This is a genomic window from Streptomyces sp. 378, from assembly GCF_030124145.1.
In the GTDB taxonomy this organism is placed as follows: domain Bacteria; phylum Actinomycetota; class Actinomycetes; order Streptomycetales; family Streptomycetaceae; genus Streptomyces.
In genome coordinates, this window is the sequence record NZ_JASKMS010000023.1 from 1 (window position 1) to 19,370 (window position 19,370).

The 19,370-nt window shown below is 71.9% G+C and carries 18 protein-coding genes and 5 pseudogenes; 13 read left to right on the forward strand and 10 right to left on the reverse strand.

Annotated features, from left to right (window positions below):
• Nucleotides 1-382: integrase core domain-containing protein (locus QNO09_RS27120; protein ID WP_283972879.1), on the forward strand; the 382-nt coding region annotated here is incomplete at its 5' end.
• 234 nt (nucleotides 383-616) lie between these two features.
• Here QNO09_RS27120 and QNO09_RS27125 read toward each other — a convergent pair.
• Complete coding sequence (locus QNO09_RS27125; protein WP_283972880.1) at nucleotides 617-991, reverse strand: DUF6223 family protein; 375 nt, start codon at nucleotides 989-991, stop codon at nucleotides 617-619.
• Nucleotides 992-1,165: 174 nt separating this feature from the next.
• Here QNO09_RS27125 and QNO09_RS27130 point away from each other — a divergent pair.
• Nucleotides 1,166-1,594: pseudogene (locus QNO09_RS27130) on the forward strand (sensor histidine kinase); the annotation flags it as partial.
• 431 nt (nucleotides 1,595-2,025) lie between these two features.
• A complete protein-coding gene (locus QNO09_RS27135; RefSeq protein WP_283972881.1) occupies nucleotides 2,026-2,631 on the forward strand; it encodes a hypothetical protein in 606 nt (201 codons plus the stop codon).
• A 70-nt stretch (nucleotides 2,632-2,701) separates the two neighbouring features.
• On the opposite strand, the pseudogene QNO09_RS27140 reads toward QNO09_RS27135, so the two are convergent.
• Nucleotides 2,702-3,210: pseudogene (locus QNO09_RS27140) on the reverse strand (transposase); the annotation flags it as partial.
• A gap of 72 nt (nucleotides 3,211-3,282) precedes the next feature.
• Nucleotides 3,283-4,071, reverse strand: a pseudogene (locus QNO09_RS27145) (AfsR/SARP family transcriptional regulator); the annotation flags it as partial.
• Nucleotides 4,072-4,145: 74 nt separating this feature from the next.
• On the opposite strand from QNO09_RS27145, the pseudogene QNO09_RS27150 reads away from it, so the two are divergent.
• A pseudogene (locus QNO09_RS27150) lies at nucleotides 4,146-5,025 on the forward strand (alpha/beta hydrolase).
• Between the two features lie 199 nt (nucleotides 5,026-5,224).
• Here QNO09_RS27150 and QNO09_RS27155 read toward each other — a convergent pair.
• The 4 genes from QNO09_RS27155 to QNO09_RS27165 all read right to left on the reverse strand — a co-directional run bounded on the left by QNO09_RS27155 (nucleotide 5,225) and on the right by QNO09_RS27165 (nucleotide 7,715).
• Nucleotides 5,225-5,764, reverse strand: a complete 540-nt coding sequence (locus QNO09_RS27155; RefSeq protein WP_283972882.1) for a hypothetical protein — start codon at nucleotides 5,762-5,764, stop codon at nucleotides 5,225-5,227.
• A 17-nt stretch (nucleotides 5,765-5,781) separates the two neighbouring features.
• Entirely contained in the window at nucleotides 5,782-6,003 is a 222-nt protein-coding gene (locus tag QNO09_RS40055) for an alpha/beta fold hydrolase (RefSeq protein ID WP_502962351.1), read from the reverse strand.
• A gap of 12 nt (nucleotides 6,004-6,015) precedes the next feature.
• A complete protein-coding gene (locus QNO09_RS27160) occupies nucleotides 6,016-6,282 on the reverse strand; it encodes a hypothetical protein (RefSeq protein WP_283972883.1) in 267 nt (88 codons plus the stop codon).
• Nucleotides 6,283-6,497: 215 nt separating this feature from the next.
• Nucleotides 6,498-7,715 (reverse strand): acyl-CoA dehydrogenase family protein, encoded by a 1,218-nt coding sequence (locus tag QNO09_RS27165; RefSeq protein ID WP_283972884.1) that lies wholly within the window; start codon nucleotides 7,713-7,715, stop codon nucleotides 6,498-6,500.
• A 120-nt stretch (nucleotides 7,716-7,835) separates the two neighbouring features.
• Between QNO09_RS27165 and QNO09_RS27170 the strand changes: the two genes are divergently transcribed.
• From QNO09_RS27170 to QNO09_RS40065, 8 genes and pseudogenes are all read left to right on the forward strand, one after another.
• Nucleotides 7,836-8,672 carry an enoyl-CoA hydratase/isomerase family protein gene (locus tag QNO09_RS27170; protein ID WP_283972885.1) on the forward strand — a complete coding sequence of 279 codons (837 nt, stop codon included), beginning with the start codon at nucleotides 7,836-7,838 and terminating at the stop codon, nucleotides 8,670-8,672.
• Between the two features lie 94 nt (nucleotides 8,673-8,766).
• Nucleotides 8,767-9,399, forward strand: a complete 633-nt coding sequence (locus QNO09_RS27175) for a hypothetical protein (protein WP_283972886.1) — start codon at nucleotides 8,767-8,769, stop codon at nucleotides 9,397-9,399.
• Nucleotides 9,396-11,990: a putative PEP-binding protein gene (locus QNO09_RS27180; protein WP_283972887.1), complete on the forward strand. Its 2,595-nt coding sequence runs from the start codon at nucleotides 9,396-9,398 to the stop codon at nucleotides 11,988-11,990. Before QNO09_RS27175 ends, QNO09_RS27180 begins: the two co-directional genes overlap by 4 nt.
• Nucleotides 11,987-13,105, forward strand: a complete 1,119-nt coding sequence (locus QNO09_RS27185; RefSeq protein ID WP_283972888.1) for an acyl-CoA dehydrogenase family protein — start codon at nucleotides 11,987-11,989, stop codon at nucleotides 13,103-13,105. The genes QNO09_RS27180 and QNO09_RS27185 overlap by 4 nt, the downstream gene beginning before the upstream one ends.
• 18 nt (nucleotides 13,106-13,123) lie before the next feature.
• Nucleotides 13,124-13,567 carry a Zn-ribbon domain-containing OB-fold protein gene (locus tag QNO09_RS27190; RefSeq protein WP_283972889.1) on the forward strand — a complete coding sequence of 148 codons (444 nt, stop codon included), beginning with the start codon at nucleotides 13,124-13,126 and terminating at the stop codon, nucleotides 13,565-13,567.
• Nucleotides 13,564-14,718, forward strand: a complete 1,155-nt coding sequence (locus QNO09_RS27195) for a thiolase family protein (RefSeq protein WP_283972890.1) — start codon at nucleotides 13,564-13,566, stop codon at nucleotides 14,716-14,718. The genes QNO09_RS27190 and QNO09_RS27195 overlap by 4 nt, the downstream gene beginning before the upstream one ends.
• Nucleotides 14,719-14,735: 17 nt before the next feature.
• Nucleotides 14,736-15,143, forward strand: a complete 408-nt coding sequence (locus QNO09_RS40060; RefSeq protein ID WP_502962352.1) for an SDR family oxidoreductase — start codon at nucleotides 14,736-14,738, stop codon at nucleotides 15,141-15,143.
• Nucleotides 15,059-15,262, forward strand: a pseudogene (locus tag QNO09_RS40065) (SDR family NAD(P)-dependent oxidoreductase); the annotation flags it as partial. The gene QNO09_RS40060 and the pseudogene QNO09_RS40065, both read left to right, overlap by 85 nt.
• Nucleotides 15,263-15,444: 182 nt before the next feature.
• Here the strand turns inward: QNO09_RS40065 and QNO09_RS27200 are convergent.
• A complete protein-coding gene (locus tag QNO09_RS27200; RefSeq protein ID WP_283972891.1) occupies nucleotides 15,445-16,134 on the reverse strand; it encodes a TetR/AcrR family transcriptional regulator in 690 nt (229 codons plus the stop codon).
• A 143-nt stretch (nucleotides 16,135-16,277) separates the two neighbouring features.
• On the opposite strand from QNO09_RS27200, the gene QNO09_RS27205 reads away from it, so the two are divergent.
• Nucleotides 16,278-16,883, forward strand: a complete 606-nt coding sequence (locus QNO09_RS27205; protein ID WP_283972892.1) for a TetR/AcrR family transcriptional regulator — start codon at nucleotides 16,278-16,280, stop codon at nucleotides 16,881-16,883.
• 16 nt (nucleotides 16,884-16,899) lie between these two features.
• On the opposite strand, the gene QNO09_RS27210 is transcribed toward QNO09_RS27205, so the two are convergent.
• Entirely contained in the window at nucleotides 16,900-18,336 is a 1,437-nt protein-coding gene (locus QNO09_RS27210; protein WP_283972893.1) for a dihydrolipoamide acetyltransferase family protein, read from the reverse strand.
• Nucleotides 18,337-18,341: 5 nt separating this feature from the next.
• Nucleotides 18,342-19,367: an alpha-ketoacid dehydrogenase subunit beta gene (locus tag QNO09_RS27215; RefSeq protein ID WP_283972894.1), complete on the reverse strand. Its 1,026-nt coding sequence runs from the start codon at nucleotides 19,365-19,367 to the stop codon at nucleotides 18,342-18,344.
• Nucleotides 19,368-19,370: the final 3 nt, after the last annotated feature.

Below are 19,370 nucleotides of genomic sequence, written 5' to 3' on the forward strand. Positions count from 1 at the left end.
ACACCGGCCGAGGTCTTCGAAGAGCAGCTACGCTCGCTGCAACAGCCCGGTGTTGCAACGACTGGTTGAACTCGCCCAATACACGAGTTTCAAGCCGGCCGAACACCTGGACGCGGCAGGCATCGCGGCCTCGATCGGCTCTGTCGGAGATGCGTACGACAACGCCCTGATGGAGAGCACGATCGGCCTGTTCAAGACCGAGTCGATCAAGCCGCGGCTGCCCTGGAAGACCCTCTCCCAGGTTGAGCTGGCCACCGCCGAATGGATCGACCGGTACTGCCACCGACGACTCCACGGTGAGATAGGCCACGTCCCACCCGTCGACTACGAGACCAACTACTACACAGAACTCACAAAACCCCCGGTCAAAACCACAATCTGAGGTCTCTACCGAACCCGGTGCGGTTCACTCCCCATCACGCTCACTCATATCCCATGGTCGCCAGGAAATGCGTCGATGTTTCATGTCGCGCGTACATACATGGTTGCCCCGGTATCCTGCCTTCGCCCTCCTCCTGTCCTCGATGGTTTCCGAGGGTGCGGTGCCGGCAGTCGATGTCGCCGCCTATGGGGTTCGGCGCGGGGTGGCCGCACGCACGTCGTGATGGGGTGGCGGTCAGACGGTCATCCGATCGGCGGGCCGGCCGGCGCGGCGGCAGCGGGTCAGAGCCCGGCGTCCGAGCAGTACGGCGCCCAGCCCCAGCGGGACGGCCACGATGGCACCGACGAGTCCGTTGCCGGTGCCGGGACCACCGCTGGCAGTGGCCAGGTGCAGCACCGCGAGAAGCATGCCGACCGTTCCCACCGCGATGGCCGCCACCCCGCCGGCGCGCGCGCTGCCGGTGCTGATCCGGCGGCCGACGCGGGCCAGGGCCAGCCAGCCGATGGCCAGCCCCAGCACCCCTACTGCGAGGGCCAGGTTGGCCCCCGTCCTCCCGTCGCCGATGATCCCACCCTCGACAGCCGCCATCAGTGCTGCTGAAGCGCTCATGCCGATCTCCCCCTTCATTCTTCGTCGCCGCTTCCGAAATTCGATGTCCGTTGAGAGCATGCGCGCCGGCCTTCCTGCCGGTCGTCCAGCAGACGCAGGCACTTCCCGCTGCCGCCGCCGCGGCATCCACATACCGCAGCAGCGGCACGCGGCGGTCCGCTACCGCACAGGCGGTACGACTCGCTCACCCACCAGATCTCGGTCATCAAGGTGCAGTCCGAGGTCGCCGTCCACGTGGCCCGGCGCCGCGGCGAGCAGGTGCCAGAAACCCTGCTCGCGATCCAGGAAGCCGGCCGGGAGGCAAGCCGGGAGCTGCGGGCGACCCTCGAGGCGCTGCGCGACGATGACACCACCCCGCCGCACGGACTCGACCACACCCCCAACCTGATGAAACGGCTCCAAGGGACCGGCCTGGAGACGACGCTGACGATCGAAGGACATCCGCACGCCGTGCCGGCCGCGGTGAGCCGAACCGCCTACCGGATCGTTCAGGAGTCGCTCACCAACGTCACCCGGCACGCCGCCGCCACCACTGCCTCAGTGCTCATCGACTACCGGCCGGACACCCTCGCCATCCGCGTCGACGACAACGGAAAGGACACCTCGGTGGTTCGGCTTCCTGGCCAAAACCAGATGATCCGCCACGGCGCACACAAGAACCTCCAGACCCTTGAAGCCGACATCCGCCGCTGGGTCAAGAACTGGAACGAGGACCCCAAGCCGTTCATCTGGACCAAGACCGCCGAAGAGATCCCCGACTCCCTCGCCCCTCTGCCGACGGATCTCTGACGCTGGCACTAGAGGCGCTGAAGGGCCTTCATTCCAAGTGAACCGGGAAGTCCCGCCCCAAGGCCGGCACCGGCCCCGGGGGCGCGGTGCGTCGCGACTACCGCGGCGCCGGGCCGGCCATGGTCCACGTTGTGCATGTTTGCCCGGAGATCGCGGTGGAAGAGTTGACCCCGACGACCGGCCGGCCGAGTCGCCGGCGGGACGGCCGGTTTCCTCGATGCCCTGAACAGAACAGGAGGCCGCCGTTGCGCCTCTACGCGCAGACTCCCGCACGCCGGAACCGCCAGGTGCTCGTGGACCTGATCGCCGTGACCCTGATCGCCCTCACGGTGTGGGCGGCATTCTTCGTCCGCGACATGATCATGCTGCTGGCTGAGCCGGGGCGGAAGGTCGAAAACTCCGGAGACGGCCTCGCCGAGGACCTCGGCAATGCTGGCGAAGCGGCGTCGGACGTACCGTTCATCGGCGACGTCCTGAAGAAGCCGCTCCAGTCCGCAGCCGACGCCAGTACCGGCTTTGCCGACGCCGGTGCATCGCTCCAGGAGACCGTCACTCAGGTCGCCGACGTGACGACCGCGGCTATCATCGTCGTCCTCGTGCTCCTCATCCTGGTTCTGTGGCTCCCCCCGCGCCTGCTCTGGATTCGCCGCAGCATGATCGTCCGCCGTCTTGCCGACGCGCCGGGCGGCGCCGACCTGCTCGCCCTGCGCGCCCTCACCGGCCCGCCGGCCGCCCTCGTCGAGCTGCCCATCCCGCCCGGCGGATTCGCCGACGCCTGGCGCCGGGGTGACCAGGAGGTCATCGCCACCCTCAGCGCGGTCGCCCTCGCACACACCGGCCTGCGCCCATGACGCGCGCCTTCCACGGCGGGGGTCAGCCGACGGACGGATACAGGCCGGGGCACCGGAGGTGCGTAGCGTTCGCCCAGCGACGGATGTCCGCACCGGTATGGGCGGAGAGGTTGTCCAGGATGATGTAGATCGGAGTGCCGTCGGGCCGGGCGGCCCGGATCGACTTCAGCGCGGCCAGGGTGTTGGCGGTGCCCATGCGGCGGCGGTTGACGCCCCACAGCCGGTCGTCGCCGACGGAGTAGCAGCCGTGGACGTAGGTGACGCCGTGGGTGCGACGGTAGGTCGCCGGAAGGCGGTCGGGCTGCCCTGCCTTGGCCCAGCAGGAACCTGCAGTGGGCGGATGCCCAGGGGCCCGAACTCGTCGAAGGCGAAGACCCGGTCCGGGAAGTGCTCCAGCACGTGCTCGATGCGGTCGAGCTTGGCGTCGCGTTCGGGATCGGGCGACTCCTTCCAGGTCTTCGTGCGCTGGAAGGTGATCCCGCGGCGCCGGAGCAGGCACCGTAGCGCTTCCCGGCCGATCCGTATGACGCGTCCGTGTACTTTCCGCAGGTAGGCGGCGAGTTTGCGGATCGACCAACGCTGCGCCCAGACCTGGGCGGCCGGCCCTCCTGGGCCCGGGTCGAGATGATCCGCCTGCCGCAGGAGGTCAGTCTCCAGACGGCGCAGTCTCGGCCCGGGCTCGAGCCCCATCCGGTCGCTCAGTGTGCTGCGGGCTCGCCGCACGACGGACAGCGCGTCGGTCTGACGCCCCGACCGGTACAGGGCCAGGGCGAGGAGATGCCAGCCGTTCTCGCGCCAGGGGTGTTCGCTGACGTAGGTGTCCAGCTCGGGAACGGCCTCGGCCGCACCGCCCAGGGCCAGCCGGGCCTCGGCCCGGCTTTCGACGGCCCGGCATTCCAGATCGGTCAGCCGGTTGCGTTCGGAGCGTACCCAGGACGCGTCCGCCACATCGGCGTACGCGGGACCGCGCCACCAGCTCAGCGCCTGTGTGAGCCGGCGTACGGCCTCGGTCGGCGGCAGGTCGGCGGCTGAGTGGACGGCGTGCTCGAAACGCCAGGCGTCCACGTGCTCGTCCGCGGCCTTCAGGGCGTAGCCCGAGCCCTCGGTGACCAGCAGCCGGGGCCGGGCGCGGGGCAGGCGGTCGGGTTCCAGGGCACGGCGCAGCGCGGCCACGAAGGTGCGCAGCGTGCCGAGGGCTTCGGTCGGCGGCTCGTCCCAGAGGTCCTCGACCAGGCGGGTGACCGGCACGACGCGACGGCGGGCGACGACGAGCCGCGCCAGGACCGCCCGGTGCATCGGGCCTTTGAGACCGATGGCTCGCCCGTCGGGGTTCCAGGCCGCGACCGCCCCCAGCACACCCAGTTCCACGTGCATGTTCGTCGTCCGCTCCACCGAGATCCGGAGTCCAACGTACCGGGTGCTCATCGGATGCTCATCCATCGCGACGAGGGTGGGGACATCAAGGACGGCCGCCCAGTGGAGCCGCTCCCTCTTCGAACGGAACGAGTCCTGCTATGTCACCCACCATTCCCGACTTCACCTACCAGCGCGTGCGCGGCACCGACGGCATCTCCCTGAACGTCGCCGTCGGCGGTTCGGGCACCCCCGTGGTGCTCCTCCACGGCTTCCCCCAGACCCACCTCATGTGGCGGGGTGTCGCCCCCGAACTGGCCCGGGACCACACAGTCATCTGCCCCGACCTGCGCGGGTACGGCGACAGCGACAAGCCGGCCGAGGACGGCCCGGACACCTACTCCAAGCGGACCATGGCCCAGGACATCGTCACGCTCGCCCAGGAGCTGGGGCACGACCGCTTCGCTCTCGCGGGCCACGACCGCGGCGCGCTGGTGGCCTTCCGGGCCGGCCTGGACCACCCGGAGGCCGTCAGCCACCTGGCCTGCCTGGACGTGCTGCCCACCCTCGACATGTGGGAGGCGCTGCACGGCGTCACCGCCGCCGTCGGCTTCCACCTGTACCTCATGACACAGCCGCCCGGCCTGCCGGAGAAGATGATCCAGGCCAGTGCCGACGAGTTCTTCGGCTACTTCCTCGATGTGTGGGCCAACCGCCCCGAGGCCATTCCGGCCGACATACGCGACGCCTACCTCGCGGCATGCCGCAACGCCGTCCCGTCGATCGTCGCGGACTACCGGGCCTCCGCGGGCATCGACGTGGAGCACGACCGCGCCGACCGCGCCGCGGGCCGCCGGCTCTCCATGCCCCTGACCGTGCTCCAGCAGGACTGGGGCGCCGCGCTCGGCTACGAGGCCGCCGCGCTGTGGGGCGCCTGGGCCGGCGACCTGAAGCACCTCACGGATTCCTTCCGGCCACTTCATGGCCGAGGAAGCCCCGGCGGACATCGTGGAGGCGTTCCGGGAACTGCTGACGCGCTGACCCGAGAAAGGAGGGAGGCCGTGCCCCGCGCGCGAGGCCCGGGAAAGACGCCATCGGGTCCCGCGGGTTGTGCGTCAGGTGACGACCTTTCCTGCTGCCAGTGCGCTTCGGATCGGGCCATGCCGCCAGGCCTTCACCTTCACCCCGGTTCACTCAGGAGCGGCGATGCTCCGTCAGCCGAGCGAGTCCCAGAACGTGGTCAGTTCCCGGGCGCTGTACTCGGGGTCCTGGAGCATCCACCAGTGCCCTGGGGCATCTCGACGTGGCGCGCGCCGAGGATTTCGGCCGTCTCCCGGGACATGACGGGGTCCTTGACGTGATCGGCCTTGGGGGTGAGCACCAGGCCGGGGCTGTGGGGGGGGGTGGCGGTCGTCGGCCCCCAGTCGGCGAAGACGTTGGGGGTGGACGAGCGGTAGAGCGCGAGGATCGCGTCGCACATCGTGCGGTCGAGCCGTGCGTTCATGGCCCGTGCGTGCGCTTTGGGAACGCCCCACCCGCGCATCGCTGTGGCGGTGTTCCGAGGGTGCTCCGCCGGCACCGACAGGGCATGGGCCATGAACGCCTCGCCCGCCTCTGGGGTCTGCCAGGTCTGGGCGAGGTCGTGCCAGACGTAGGAGGGGTGGTAGATGCAGGCCACGTCCTTCACCCAGCTGCGCAGCGGTACGGCTCCCGTGGTGGCGATGCGTGCACTCAGCAGTGCGCCCCAGTCGTGGCCGACGAGGTCGATGGGCCCGTCCACCTCTTTCAGGGCATCGGTCAGCCAGCGGAGGTAGAACTCCTGGTGGCCGTGGTGCCTTTGGGCAGCGGGGTGCCGAAGCCGGGCAGGGACAGGGCGATGCTGTCGCGGCCGAGCAGGGGACGCAGTTCGTCCCAGACCTCAGGGGTCTCGGGAACGCCGTGGACCAGGACGACAGGAATGGGTGCGATCCGTTTCGTTGCGTGGACCCGATGCGGTGGTGATGCAACAGGCGGGTGCATGGGGTGACTACGTCACAGGGGCGGGGAGGGTTCGGTCCGGCTTCCCCGCGGGCGGGTGCGGGCCGGCTCCGCTGGACCGGATCCCTGCCTCAGGGAGCAGAGCTCGCGGCGCTCTTCAGCGAGGACGTTCGGCAGTACTTCGCTGCTGGCGGCGGCCGACGCGAGGTACGAGCAGGTGGAGGTGCCGGTGTACCTCGTGACCCGGTACCGCCGCTCGTGACCGGCCGGTTCGGCACGAACCAGCCCGACCCGGTCGAGGACGGCGAGGTGTTCGGACACGGCCTGCCCCGTGAGGGGCAGGCCCGGGCTGAGCGAGGTGGCCGTTCCGGCTCCGGACGCGAGGAGCACCTCCGGTGGTGCGTCGACGTGGACCTCGCACTCGATACTGCCCTACTCCATGCCCGACCCCCTCTGCGACCTTTCGTGGCGTATCAGAGCACGGCAGTGGGCGTTCACATGCCATGGTTGGTTGCACATGGGTGCGACGTCGTCCATCAGCCGTCGGCGACATCCGTACGGGGCTGCCGGTAGGGCCGCAGCGCGCGGCGCGCTATGGCGAAACGATGCGTCTCCGACGGGCCGTCGTAGATGCGGAACGGCCGCACCTCCCTGAACAGGCGGGCCAGCGGGGCGTCGGCGGCCGAGATGCCGAGCGCTCCGCAGATCTGCACCGCGCGGTCGACCACTCGGTTCACCGCCTCCGCCACGAAGGTCTTGGACACCGAGGTGAGCTGCGAGGCGGCGGCGGAGCCGGTGTCCAGTTCCCAGGCGGTGCGCAGGATCAGGGCGCGGCTCGCCTCGATGTCGATCTCGGAGTCGGCCAGCATCTGCTGGACCATGCCGAGGTCTCCCAGAGCCGAGCCGAACGCCCTCCGGCTCCCCGCCCGCTCCAAGGCAACGTCCTGGGCGCGGCGGGCGGCTCCCAGCCAGCGCATGCAGTGGGTCATCCGGGCGGGACCGAGCCTGACCTGGGCGCCCTGGAAGCCGTGGTCCACCGCTCCGAGCACCTGCTCCTCCCCCACCACGCACTCCTCGAAGGCGAGCTCGCTGTGCCCGGCGAAGAGCGACTCGTCGAGGGTCTCGATGGTCCGGACGAGGCGCATGCCGGGATTGCCGGCCTCGACGAGGAACATGGTGGCGCCGCCCGGGTCGCCGGGACTGCCGGAGGTGCGGGCCATGACGATGGCGAAGCCGGCGCCCTCGGCACCGGTGATGAACCACTTGCGCCCGTCGATGCGCCAGCCGCCGGGGACCCGGGTCGCGGTGGTCCGCAGGGAGCGGGGATCGGCACCCGCACCGGGTGCCGGTTCGGTCATGGCGAAACAGGACCGTGACTCCCCCGCGGCGAGCGGACGCAGATACCTCTGCTTCTGCTCTTCGGTGGCCACCTTCTCCAGCAGGTGCATGTTGCCCTCGTCCGGGGCGGCGCAGTTCAGCGCCAGCGGTCCGAGCAGGGAGTAGCCCGCCGCCTCGAACACCACCGCCTGCCCGCGCAGGTCGAGCCCGTGTCCGCCCCAGCGCGCCGGCACGTGCGGAGCGAAGACCCCCGCGTCACGGGCGGCCTTTTGCAGGGTCTCCCGCAGGGCCTCGGGGGCGTCGTGCACGGAGCCGCCGCACTCACGCTCGGCCGGAACGACCACCTCGCGCACGAACTCGGCCGTCTTGGCGGCGAGTTGAGTGACAGTCGGGTCTGCATCGAACTGGATGGGCACGGGACCTCCCGCCGACGGGCGTACGGGCATCGGCTCCCGTCGCATTCTAGAAACTGTATAGCCTCTTCAGTATCTTGCCGGGAAGCACCCGGCGACGGGAAGACCACAGGAGAAACACCCATGAGCCTTGCCGTGAGCACCGAGCCGGTCCGGATCGTCCGCCACCCCGACCGGGTCGTCGAGCTGAGACTCGACGACCCGGGGCGGGGCAACGCCCTGGATCTGAGGACGGCCGAGGCCTTGCGGGAGACCGCGCTCGAGGTGGCCGCGGACCCGGGCGGCGCCGTGCTGCTGCGGGCGACGGGCGGCAACTTCTGCGTGGGCGGTGACCTGCGCGCCTTCGCCGGTCGCGGCGCCGGGACCGGCGCCTACGTCCATGCCGTGGCGAGCGCCGCGCACGCGGCGGTACAGGCTCTGTACGAGCTGCCCGTACCGCTGGTGACCGCCGTGCGCGGCGCGGCCGCGGGTGGCGGGGTCGGCCTGGCGCTGGTGGGTGACATCGTCCTGGCGGCCCGGTCCGCGCGGTTCCGGCTGGCGTACACGGCGATCGGGCTGACGCCGGACTGCGGGGCCTCCTGGTTCCTGCCGCACCTGGTGGGCCCGCGCAGAGCGGCGGACCTGATCCTCACCAACCGGGTCCTGACCGGCGACGACGCCGAACGATGGGGCCTGGTCTCCCACTGCGTGAAGGACGAGGAACTGGACGACGCGGCACACCGGACCGCGGCCGGTCTGGCCGCCGGCGCCGGTGACGCGCTGCGTGCCGCGAAGGGTCTGCTGCGTGCCGGCACCGGCGACGAACTGTGCCACCACCTCGCCGAAGAGGCGCGGCTGATCACCGCTCTGGCGGGCGGCCGGGAGGCGCGGGACCGCATGGCGTCGTTCCTCGCCGCGCGAGGTCGCCCGAAGGCGGGTGACGGCCGGACCGCGGCCGACGCAACCGAAAGTGTTTCTTGAGTCCCTCTTCACTAACAGGCTCGCCGAGGCGTAACCTCCGGGCAACACAGATCCAAGGAACCGGTCACCACAGTGCCGGGGAAAAGGTGTGGCGATGCAATCTGCTGCCGTGGGCCTTCCGGACGCTCCCGACGAGTCTCTCGGCGAAGCCGCTGTCGACCTCGTTCTGCGGGGCATGTGGCGCGGCCGTCCGGAGTCCGAGCACCGTCCGCTGGTCGATGCCGGGCTGGCGATGGTGAAGGGTCCGGTGGTGCTGCCGACCGAGCGGGCCAAGGCCGCCGCGGCGCGGATCCTGCGGGTTCCCGCCGGCTCCGAGCAGGAGGCCCGGATCACCGCCGTCTACGAGGCGTTCCTGCCGGTCAACCGGAAGATCCGCGACGTGTGCACGGCTTGGCAGTGCCGCCCCGACGGCTCCGCGAACGACCACTCCGACGACGCCTACGACGCCGGGGTGCGCGAGTCGCTGGAAGACGTGCACGAGGCCATCCAGCCCGTGCTGCGCAGGCTGGAGCGGGTCCTCGCGGGCAGCGACCGGTACCTCCCGGCCCTGGAGGAGGCCCTCGACCGTTTCGACGACGGCGCGACGGCGTGGCTGGCCTCGCCGCTGTGCGACTCGTACCACACCGTGTGGATGCGGCTGCACCAGGAGCTGCTGCTCGTGCTGGGGATCAGCCGGGCCGAGGACGAGGCCCTGGAAGAGGAACTGGTCACGAGGAGCCGGGGGTGAGCGTCGCCGACCGCGAAGCGGGCCCGCTCGCACAGTCCGGTGCTCCTCTCGCGTCCTCCGAGGTCCCAGGCCGGGTCCTGGTGCCTTACGGGCAGGGCCGGATCCGTGGCCTCGACGCCGACGAGCTGGGCGCGCACGGCGCGGCGATGGACCGGCTGGTGGCCCTCGGGCTGCCGGTCGTGCCGGGGCTCACCGTGCCCGCGGGAGCCTCCGCGTCGCTGGGCGAAGACGACACCGCCGAAGCAGCCGTCGGTCTGGTCGAACAGCTCTCGGGGCGGCGGATCGGCGACGTGGCCCGGCCGCTGCTGCTGCGGCTGTCGGCGAGCGCGCCGACCGAGATCGCGGGGCTGCCGCCCGACCTGGCCTGTCTCGGCGTGACCTCGGACAACGCCGACGACCTGTGCGCCGTCATCGGGCGCGCTGAGGCCTTGTACGAGGTGTGGGCCGCCACCGTACGGATGATCGCCGAGTACGCCCTCGATGTGTCCGGTGCGGTGCTCGACGACGCCCTCCTGGACACGCCCGGGCCCCGGGCACGGGTGGAAGCACTGCTGACCCTGGTGGCGCGGCACGGCTCCCAGCCCTTCCCGGACGACCCCGCGCAGCAGCTCGCGCTGGCCGCCCGCGCCCTCCTCGCCCGGTGGGACTCGCCGCGCGCCCGGAGGTCACGCCGGGCCCAGCGGCTCCCCGCCGATCTGACCCTCGCCCTGCATGTGCAGGCGCTGCGCATCGGCCCGGCGGACCACTCGGGCTACGGCACGGCGATCAGCCGCGATCCCGAGACCGGGCGGCTCTCCCCCCAGGGATTCTTCTTCCGGGGAGTGCGCCGCAGCGCCCCGCCGCCGCACACCGGGGAACCGCTGGACCGACTCGCGGGCGGGACCGCGCTGCTTGAGCATTCCCTGCTCACTCTGGAGCGTCATCTGCGGGCACCGGTGTCGGTCGACTTCGAGGTGCGCGACGACGAGATCTCCCTGCTCGCCGCCTCGGCGCAACTCCGCCCACCGCTCAGGGCGGCGGTGTGCCTGGCCGCGGACCTGGCCCGGGACGGGGCGCTCGGCCGCGCGGACGCCGTACGACGGATCACCCCCGCGCAGGTGCAGGAACTGCTGCACCCCCAGCTGCGGCTGACCGGCGGGGAGGACCTCCTGGTGAGGGGGCTGCCCGCTTCCCCGGGGGCGGCGACCGGAGCGGTCGTGCTGTCCAGTGAACGTGCCCTCGAACTGGCCGCGGACGGTACGCGGGTCGTGCTCGTGGCCGCTGAGACGACCCCGGCGGACGTCCCCGGGATGCTGGCCTCCGCTGCCGTGCTGACCGGCAGCGGAGGCATCGCCTCGCACGCCGCCGTGGTGGCGCGGGGCGCCGGCAAGCCCGCGGTGTGCGGCGCCGAGGGGCTGCGCGTGGACCTGGCCGCCGGGACGGTCCGCTTCGGGGAGCGGGTGGTGCGCGAGGGCGACCCCGTCTCGCTGGACGGCCGTACCGGCACCGTCTACGCGGGGACGCTGAGCGTCAGCGTCGCCGGACCGCCGCCCGAGCTGTCCACCCTGCTGGAGTGGGGGGACGGCATGCGCCGGCTGGGCGTGCGGGTCAACGCCGACACCGCCGCCGAGGTCGACACGGCCCTCGCCCTGGGCGCGGAGGGCGTCGGCCTGTGCCGTACGGAACACCAGTTCCTCGGCGAGCGGCTGCCGCTGATCCGCCGGGTGCTCCTGGCCGCCGACCCGACCGCCCGCGACGAGGCCCTGGTGGCGCTGGAGCGCGCCCAGCACGAGGACTTCCGCGCGCTGCTGACCGCCGTCGGCAACCGCCCGGTGACCGTGCGCCTGCTGGACGCCCCGCTGCACGAGTTCCTGCCCGCCCCCGGACAGGCCCTGGACCCGGCCGAGGAGCAGCGGGCCGCCGCACTGCGCGAGGCGAACCCGATGCTCGGGCTGCGCGGAGTGCGGCTGGCCCTGCTGCACGAGAGGCTCTACCCGGCGCAGGCGGAGGCACTCTTCACGGCCTGGGCCGATGTCGCCGCCGCCGGCGTGCGGCCGGAGCTGGAGGTGATGATCCCGCTCGTCAGCATGCCGGAGGAACTCGCCGCCGCGGCCGCGTACGTGCGCGGTGCGGCCGACGCGGTCGCCGCCCGCACCGGGGTGGAGGTCCCCTACCGGCTCGGCACGATGATCGAGACCCCGCGGGCCGCGCTGCTGGCCGGCGAACTCGCCGAGCACGCCGAGTTCTTCTCCTTCGGCACCAACGACCTCACTCAGCTCACCTACGGGTTCTCCCGGGACGACGTCGAGCGCCAGGTGCTCGCCTCGTACCAGGAGCGCGGGTTCCTGACCGCCAGCCCGTTCGCCCGGCTCGACCCGGACGGGGTGGGCGCGCTCGTGGCCCTGGCGGCCGAACGGGCACGGAGCGTACGACCCGGCATCAAGCTCGGCGTGTGCGGTGAGCACGGCGGGGAGCCGGAGTCGATCGCCTTCTGCGACGACGTCGGCCTCGACTACGTCTCCTGTTCCGCGCACCGTGTACCGGTGGCCCGCATGGCCGCCGCGCACAGTGCCCTGCGGCAGCGGCAGGACGAGGGCGGGAGCGCACGATGACGAGCACCACGACCGAGGGCACGGCTCTGTCGGACACCGAGCTGGACGATCTGCGCGAGACCGTGCGGGCGGTGTGCGCCGACGCCGGCGGCACGGCCGCGGTCCGCCGGATGCCCGAGGAAGCCCCCGGCATCGACGCCGAGTTGTGGGACGCCCTCGGCCGGCAGGTCGGCCTCGCGGCCCTCGGCCTGCCCGAGTCGGTGGGAGGCATCGGCGGCCTCGCCGGGATCACCGCCGTCTGCGAGGAGCTGGGCAGGACGCTGGCGCCGGTACCGCTGCTGTCCTCCACCGTGCTGGCCGGGCAAGTGCTGGCCGGCTGCGATACGGCCGACAAGGCGCTGGCCGAGCTGGCGGAGGGCACCGTGCATGCCCTGGCGGTGGCCGCGCCCGACGGGAGGTGGCGGCCCGACGCCGTGCCGGTGGCCGTGTCCTGGCAGGGCGGTGTCCCGCTGCTGGACGGCACCGCGCCGTTCGTACTCGACGGCGCCGACGCCGAGGCGCTGGTGGTGGCCGCGGCGGGGACCGACGGCGTGGACCTCTTCCTGGCCGACCCGCACGCGCCCGGTGTCACGGTGCGCCGGGTGCCCACACTGGACCTCAGCCGGGGCCAGGCGGTGGTCACCTTCTCCGAGGCCCGGGTCAGGGCGCTGACCGCCGGCGGCGAGGGAACGGACGTCGTCTCCCACGCCCTGGACGTGGCACTGATCGCCCTGGCCGCCGAGCAACTCGGCGGGGCACAGGCCGCGTTGGACATGACGGTGGCCCATGTGTGCGACCGCACCCAGTTCGGCAGGGCGATCGGCGGCTTCCAGGCGGTCAAGCACGCGTGCGCCGACATGCTGCTCCAGGTCGAGGCCGCACGGTCGGCCGTGGTCCGCGCGGTCCTGGCGGACGGCTCACCGCAGGCGCTGGCCGAAGCGGCGGCGGTGGCGCAGGCGTGGTGCGGCGAGGCGTTCGTCTCCGTCGCCGCCGAGTGCGTGCAGTTCCACGGCGGGATGGGCTTCACCTGGGAGCACGACGCGCACCTGTTCTTCCGGCGCGCCCAGTCGGACGCGGTCCTGCTGGGCGGCACCGCACACCATCGGGAACGGCTGGCCGGGCTGCTGGGCTGGTGACGTGGAAGGCGGGACGGCATGACCACCAGACTCATCGACGAGTCACTGTTCGACGGGGAGTTCGTCGAGGGCTCCGACGCCGCGGATCCACCGCGTCTCGTGGGCGCCCGCTGCTCCGCGTGCGGCACCGTCGTCTTCCCCCGGCAGGACTCCTGCCCGAGGTGCCCGGAGGGGGTGATGTCCGCGCGGGTGCTGCCGGTGAGCGGGCGGGTGTGGTCGTGGACGCTCCAGGCGTTCCCGCCGAAGCCGCCGTACCGGCCGCCGTCGGGCGGCCACCGGGCCTACCACGTGGGCTATGTGGACCTCGGTGAGGTGCTGGTCGAGGCGCGGCTGGCGGTGCCCCGCGCGGAGATCCGGATCGGTCTGCCGGTCCGGCTCACCACCGTGACCGCGTACCGGGACGAGGACGGGACCGAGGTGCTGACCTTCGCGTTCGCACCGGATGAGGACGGCGGACGATGAGGCGGACCGACGACGTCTATGTCGTGGGCTGCGGTATGCACCCCTTCGGCCGCGACGAGAGCGTCACCGGAATGGACATGGCCGAGCGTGCGATACGCGAGGCGCTGGCCGACGCCGGTGTCGCCTGGGAGGATATCGGCTACGCGGCCGGCGGCTCCGACGTGTCCGGCAAGCCCGACACCCTGGTGCGCCGCCTGGGTCTGACCGGAGTGCCGTTCGTCAACGTGCAGAACGGCTGCGCGACCGGCGCCTCCACTGTGCTCACGGTGGCCAACGCGTTGCGCGCGGGCGAGTCCTCCTTGGGACTGGCGGTGGGGTTCGACAAGCACGAGCGGGGCGCGTTCCACGTCTCCGCGGCCCGCTACGGCCTGGGCGACTGGTACGCCGAGACCGGCATGATGCTCACCACCCAGTTCTTCGCCCTCAAGACCCGGCGGTATCTGTATGAACACGGGATCTCGGAGCGGGCGCTGGCGATGGTGGCGGCGCGGGCCTTCCGCAACGGCTCGCACCACCCCCTGGCGTGGCGGCGCAAGCCGCTGACGGAGCAGGAGATCCTGGACTCCGCCGAGGTCAGTCCCCCGCTCACCCAGTACATGTTCTGTTCGCCGGGACAGGGCGCGGCCGCGCTGGTGCTGGCGCTCGGCGACCGGGCGTTCGACCTGTGTGAACGGCCGGTCAGGCTCGCGTCGCTGGCCTTCCGGACCCGGCGGTTCGGTTCGTTCGAGGTGTTCTCGCCCTGGCTCCCCCCGGGTCCGCACCGCAGTCCCAGCGTGGACGCCGCGGAGGCGGTCTTCCGCACGGCGGGGCTGCGTCCCGCGGACGTACAGGTGGCCCAGTTGCAGGACACCGACAGCGGCTCGGAGCTGATCCACCTGGCGGAGACCGGGCTGTGCCGCCACGGCGAGCAGGAGGCCTTGCTGGCCGCGGGGGACACCGATGCCGAGGGCCGGATACCGGTCAACACCGACGGCGGCTGTCTGGCCGGCGGAGAGCCCGTCGGAGCCTCCGGGCTGCGTCAGTTCCACGAGGTCGTCCGGCAGTTGCAGGGCCGGGCGCCGGGTCGGCAGGTGCCCGGCGCGCCCCGGGTGGGCTTCACCCATGTGTACGGGGCGCCCGGGATCAGCGCCTGCTCGGTCCTCACGGTGTGAACGGGGCGGACGCCGCCATGCGGCACGACGGCAGAACCGCATTCGTCACGGGCGGGGCACGGGGAATCGGGCTGGAGATCGGCCGACAGCTCGCGGACCGGGGGCTGCGGGTCCTGGTCGGGGCGCGAGAGTCGCAGGCCGCCGAGGAGGCGTGCCGTGCCATCGGTCCGGCGGCGGTGCCGCCGGCGCTGGACGTGACCTCCGCGAGGAGCGTCACCGCAGCGGTCCGGGAAGCGAGGGAACTGACCGGCGGAATCGACGTGCTGGTGAACAACGCCGGGGTGTCGCTGGACGGGGATCTGCGGCCCCACACATCGACGAGGAGGTCCTGCACGCCACGCTGGACACCAATTTCACCGGCGCCTGGCGGGTGGCGCAGGCCGTCGTCCCGGGCATGGTGGAAGCCGGCTACGGGCGGGTCGTGAACGTCACCAGCTCGTACGGTTCCCTGGCGCTGATGGACTCCGGCCGACGCCCCGCCTACCGGGTCTCCAAGACGGCGCTCAACGCCCTGACCCGCATGCTCGCTGCCGAGCTGTCCGGCACGGGCGTCCTGGTCAACGCCGCCGACCCCGGCTGGACCCGCAGCGGCATGGGCGGCTCCTCCGCCCCGCGGGGTCCGCGGGAGGGGGCGGACACCCGGTCTGGCTGGCGACCCTGCCCGAGGGCGACGAGACGACCGGTGGGCCGTTCGCCGACCGCAGGCCACAGCCTTGGTGAACCGCCTCAGGTCCGGGATGCGACCGGTTTGTCCGACTTGGACGTTTTCACCATTTTCGCCGGTTGCTGCTCGGTGGCGACGATGCGCAGTGCCAGCTCCCTGACCGCCTCCAGCACGGAGCGTGAGGGCAACTGGGACAACGGTCCTCCCTCCGCCCGCAGCGCGGTGACGAGCATGGTGGTGCTGATCAGCGTGCGGACCGCGAGCGCCTGTGACGCGTGCCGCACCTTCGCCGCCCGGGGGCTGCGGGTGGTGCCCTCGGGCAGATAGTCGTAGCCACGCTGGATGTGCCGCTGCTCGAACTCGTCCCGCAGCACCTTGACGCTGCCGTTGGCGGAGGCGACCTGGACCTGGTACAGGCAAGCCTCGTCCGGGTTCTGTTCGACCCAGTCCCACACGGCGTCGATGACGCGGATCAGTCCCTCCGCGTCACCCGGCTCGGACTCGGGACGGGCCGCCTCCACGACCGCGTTCAGCTGGTCGAACACGCGACGCATGGCGAGTTCGAGCAGCTCCTCCTTGCCGTCGAAGTGGTAGTAGACGGCCGTGGGCACCACCTGGGCCTCGTCCGCGATGTCCTGGATGCTGGTCTCCGCGAACCCGTTGCGGCCGAACACCCGCACGGCGGCGGTGATGATGTGCTGCCGACGCGAGGGTCGGTGGGCGGGCTGCTTGCCGTTCTTCGTGCTGGCCATCATGCTCCCTGCCGGCTGCCGTGACCCCGCGTCCGTGGGCCCTGTGTACTGCCCATGCTATCCAGTAACTCCAACCGCCCGGCGAAGTGATTCCTGCTGCGCGTGGGCCTACGGGACACTCGGCGCCCGGCATACTTGACATCATGACGACCTCCGGAACCCGCGCCGCTCACCGTCCGTCGCGCAAGCAGTGGGTGATCGAAGCAGCCACCGAGCTGTTCGCCACCCAGCCGCCGGACGAGGTGACGGTGGCCGACATCGCCGCTCGCGCGGAGATGACCTCGGCAGCGGTGTACTACCACTTCTCCTCCAAGGATCAGGTCCTGGCAGAGGGGATGCGGGCGTTCGCCACCGCACTGCGCGAGCAGTTGCAGGCGCTCACGGACGCCCACGAACCGGGCTCGGACGTCGGTGCGGCGGTCACCACGCTGCTGGCGTGGCTGGGCGAACACCGTTCCGCCGCCACGGTGTTCTTCGTGTCGTCGGCCGGCATGAGCCAGGAGGCCGAGACGCTGCGCCAGGAGAGCCGTACGGAGTTGCTGGACGAGTTGGTGCGGCTGATCCGCAAGGCCCGCACGTCCGTCACCGACGCCGAAGCCGCGGTGATCGGCCTGAGCCTGCTGGCACTGCTGGAGACCGCGGCGATCTCGCAGGTCCGGGGCGACGACGTGTACCGGTCGCTGGGGCACCGCTCGTTCGTCCGCGAGGTCGGCGCTCTCGCGGAGCGGATCGCCGACCCGGCGATCTGAGGGCCGGTCCGGCGGATCACACCAGGAGCCGGAGGGGTCTGCGCAGCAACTCACCGACGGTGCGCAGATATTCGGCGGCGGGTGCCCCGTCGACGGCACGGTGGTCGAAGGTGAGGCTCAGGGTGAGCACCCGCGTCCGCAGCGGCCGGTCGTCCGACCACTCGACGCCGTCCCTGAGTCTGCCCACCCCGAGGATCGCGACATTGCCGGGGTTGATCACCGGGGTGAAGAAGTCGACGCCGTATCCGCCGAGCGAGGTGACGGTGAAGGTGGCCCCTTCCAGCTGTGCGGGGGAGATCCGCCCCTCGCGCGCGGCCTGGGCCAGGGCCCTGGACCGGCGGGCCATCTCGGACAACGGCAGCTGCACGGCATCCTCGATGACGGGGACCATGAGGCCGCCCGGAACCGCCACCGCGAAACCCAGGTGGATGCCGTCGAGCAGATGGACGCCGTCCTCCCGCACCGTCGCGTTGAGCAGCGGGTGCTCGCGCAGGGCCAGGGCCGCGGCCTTCATCAGGAAGTCGTTGACGCTGGGCACCGGCAGGTCGCTGTCGGCCCACTCCTCCTTGAGCCGGTCCCGCAGGGACACCACGGCGTCCATCCGCACCTCGTAGCCGTGCGTCAGCTGTGCCATCTCCTGGAGGCTGGCGTGCATCCTGCGGGCGATGGTGCCGCGCATCCCGGTGAGCGGGAGGACGTCGCCGGGCCGAGGGGCCGTGTCCCGGTGGGCAGGGGCCACGTTCTGGGGAGGGGCCGCGGTGACCGCGTCGAGGTCGGAGCGGCGGATCCGGCCGCCCGGACCGGTGCCGTTCACCCCGGACAGGTCGATGCCCCGTTCCTTGGCCAGCTTGCGGACCAGCGGCGAGGAGGAGGTGCCATCCGGTGGGACCGGCGTGCCGAGGTCGCCGGGGAGGGCCGCGAGGAACTCCTCCACGTCCTCGGAGACGATCCGGCCGCCGGGTCCCGTGCCGCGTACGGCGGTGAGCTCGACGTCGGCAGCGGTGGCGACCCGCCGGGCGTTGGGCGAGGACAGGAGCCGGTCGGCGGTGCCGTTGCGGGAGGGCACCGCGGGAGCAGCGTCGGCATCGGTACCGTCGAGGGAGGGCACCGCGGGAGCTGCCCCGGCGTCGGTGCCGTTGAGCGCGGGCAGAGAAGCACCCGCACCGGCCCCGGACCCGGCGGGCATCGGCGTACCCGCGGGGTCCGGTGGCTGCTCGCCCTCGGCCAGCAGCCAGCCGATGAGGGCCCCGGTGGGGACGGTGACGCCCGCCGGGACCACCGGGTGGAACAGTCCCCCGGCCTCCGCCTCGACGTCCACGTCGACCTTGTCGGTCGCCAGCCTCAGCAGCGCGTCGCCCTCCGCGACGGCCGCGCCGACCGGCACGAGCCATTCGTCGATCGTGCCTTCCTGCATGGTCAGACCGATCTTCGGCAGCAGAACCTCGACCGCCATGTCGGTCACGACCTTTCGAGGAGACGCCGGCAGCCCTGGGCGATGCGGGCGCGATCGGGCACGTACGCCTTCTCCAGGACCGGGGAGAAGGGAACCGGGGAGAAGGGGGCGCCGATGCGCAGGACCGGCGCGTCCAGGTAGTCGAAGGCGGAGTCCTGGATCTGGGCCGCTATCTCCGCGCCGAGCCCGCCGAAGGTGACGGCCTCGTGCACCACGAGCACGCGGTTGGTGCGGCGGACGGAGGCGAACATCGTCTCGGTGTCGAGCGGCTGCACGCTGCGGGGGTCGATCACCTCGATCTCCACGCCCCCGGCCGCCAGTTCGTCTGCCGCCGCGAGGGCCTCCCCCACCATGCGTCCCAGGGCGATCACCGTGACGTCGGAGCCGTGCCGTGCGGTGTGCGCCTGGCCCAGCGGGATGCCGTAGATCTCCTCGGGCACCTCGTCGGCGCTGCCGAGCAGGGCCTTGTTGAGCATGATGACGACGGGGTTGTCGTCCCGGATGGCGGAGACGGTCAGGCCCTTCGCGGTGTACGCGTCGCTGGGCATGACCACCTTGAGGCCGGGCACGTGGGCCAGCCAGGCCTCCAGGCTCTGGCTGTGCTGCGCCGCGGCGCCGAGGCCCGCGCCGGAGGCGGTGGTGATGGTGAGCGGCACGGACAGCGCGCCGCCGAACATGTACTTCATCTTCGCCGCCTGGTTGACGATCTGGTCGAGGCAGACGCCGATGAAGTCCATGAACATCAGGTCGACGACGGGCCGCAGGCCCCGGGCGGCGGCTCCCACGCCGAGGCCGACCAGGGCGGCTTCGGAGATCGGGGTGTCGATCATGCGGCGGGGGCCGAACTCGTCGAGCAGGTTGTCGAACATGCGGAAGACGCCGCCGTATCCGGCGACGTCCTCGCCGGCGACGAAGACGTTCTCGTCCTCGCGCATGGCCTGCGCGAGTCCCTCGTTGAAGGCCTTGACGTAGGACAGCTTGCGGGGGGCGGCGACCGGGGTGACGGCCGGTGCCTCGGTGGTGGTGGTCATGGC

What these genes read in the sequence shown, in the direction of transcription:
- QNO09_RS40060 (WP_502962352.1), top strand. Translation starts at nt 14,736, where the DNA reads ATGCGGCACGACGGCAGAACCGCATTCGTCACGGGCGGGGCACGGGGA.
- QNO09_RS27215 (WP_283972894.1), bottom strand. Translation starts at nt 19,367, where the DNA reads ATGACCACCACCACCGAGGCACCGGCCGTCACCCCGGTCGCCGCCCCC.
- QNO09_RS27190 (WP_283972889.1), top strand. Translation starts at nt 13,124, where the DNA reads ATGACCACCAGACTCATCGACGAGTCACTGTTCGACGGGGAGTTCGTC.
- QNO09_RS27210 (WP_283972893.1), bottom strand. Translation starts at nt 18,336, where the DNA reads ATGGCGGTCGAGGTTCTGCTGCCGAAGATCGGTCTGACCATGCAGGAA.
- QNO09_RS27200 (WP_283972891.1), bottom strand. Translation starts at nt 16,134, where the DNA reads ATGGCCAGCACGAAGAACGGCAAGCAGCCCGCCCACCGACCCTCGCGT.
- QNO09_RS27205 (WP_283972892.1), top strand. Translation starts at nt 16,278, where the DNA reads ATGACGACCTCCGGAACCCGCGCCGCTCACCGTCCGTCGCGCAAGCAG.
- QNO09_RS27185 (WP_283972888.1), top strand. Translation starts at nt 11,987, where the DNA reads ATGACGAGCACCACGACCGAGGGCACGGCTCTGTCGGACACCGAGCTG.
- QNO09_RS27175 (WP_283972886.1), top strand. Translation starts at nt 8,767, where the DNA reads ATGCAATCTGCTGCCGTGGGCCTTCCGGACGCTCCCGACGAGTCTCTC.
- QNO09_RS27125 (WP_283972880.1), bottom strand. Translation starts at nt 991, where the DNA reads ATGAGCGCTTCAGCAGCACTGATGGCGGCTGTCGAGGGTGGGATCATC.
- QNO09_RS40055 (WP_502962351.1), bottom strand. Translation starts at nt 6,003, where the DNA reads ATGCACCCGCCTGTTGCATCACCACCGCATCGGGTCCACGCAACGAAA.
- QNO09_RS27170 (WP_283972885.1), top strand. Translation starts at nt 7,836, where the DNA reads ATGAGCCTTGCCGTGAGCACCGAGCCGGTCCGGATCGTCCGCCACCCC.
- QNO09_RS27195 (WP_283972890.1), top strand. Translation starts at nt 13,564, where the DNA reads ATGAGGCGGACCGACGACGTCTATGTCGTGGGCTGCGGTATGCACCCC.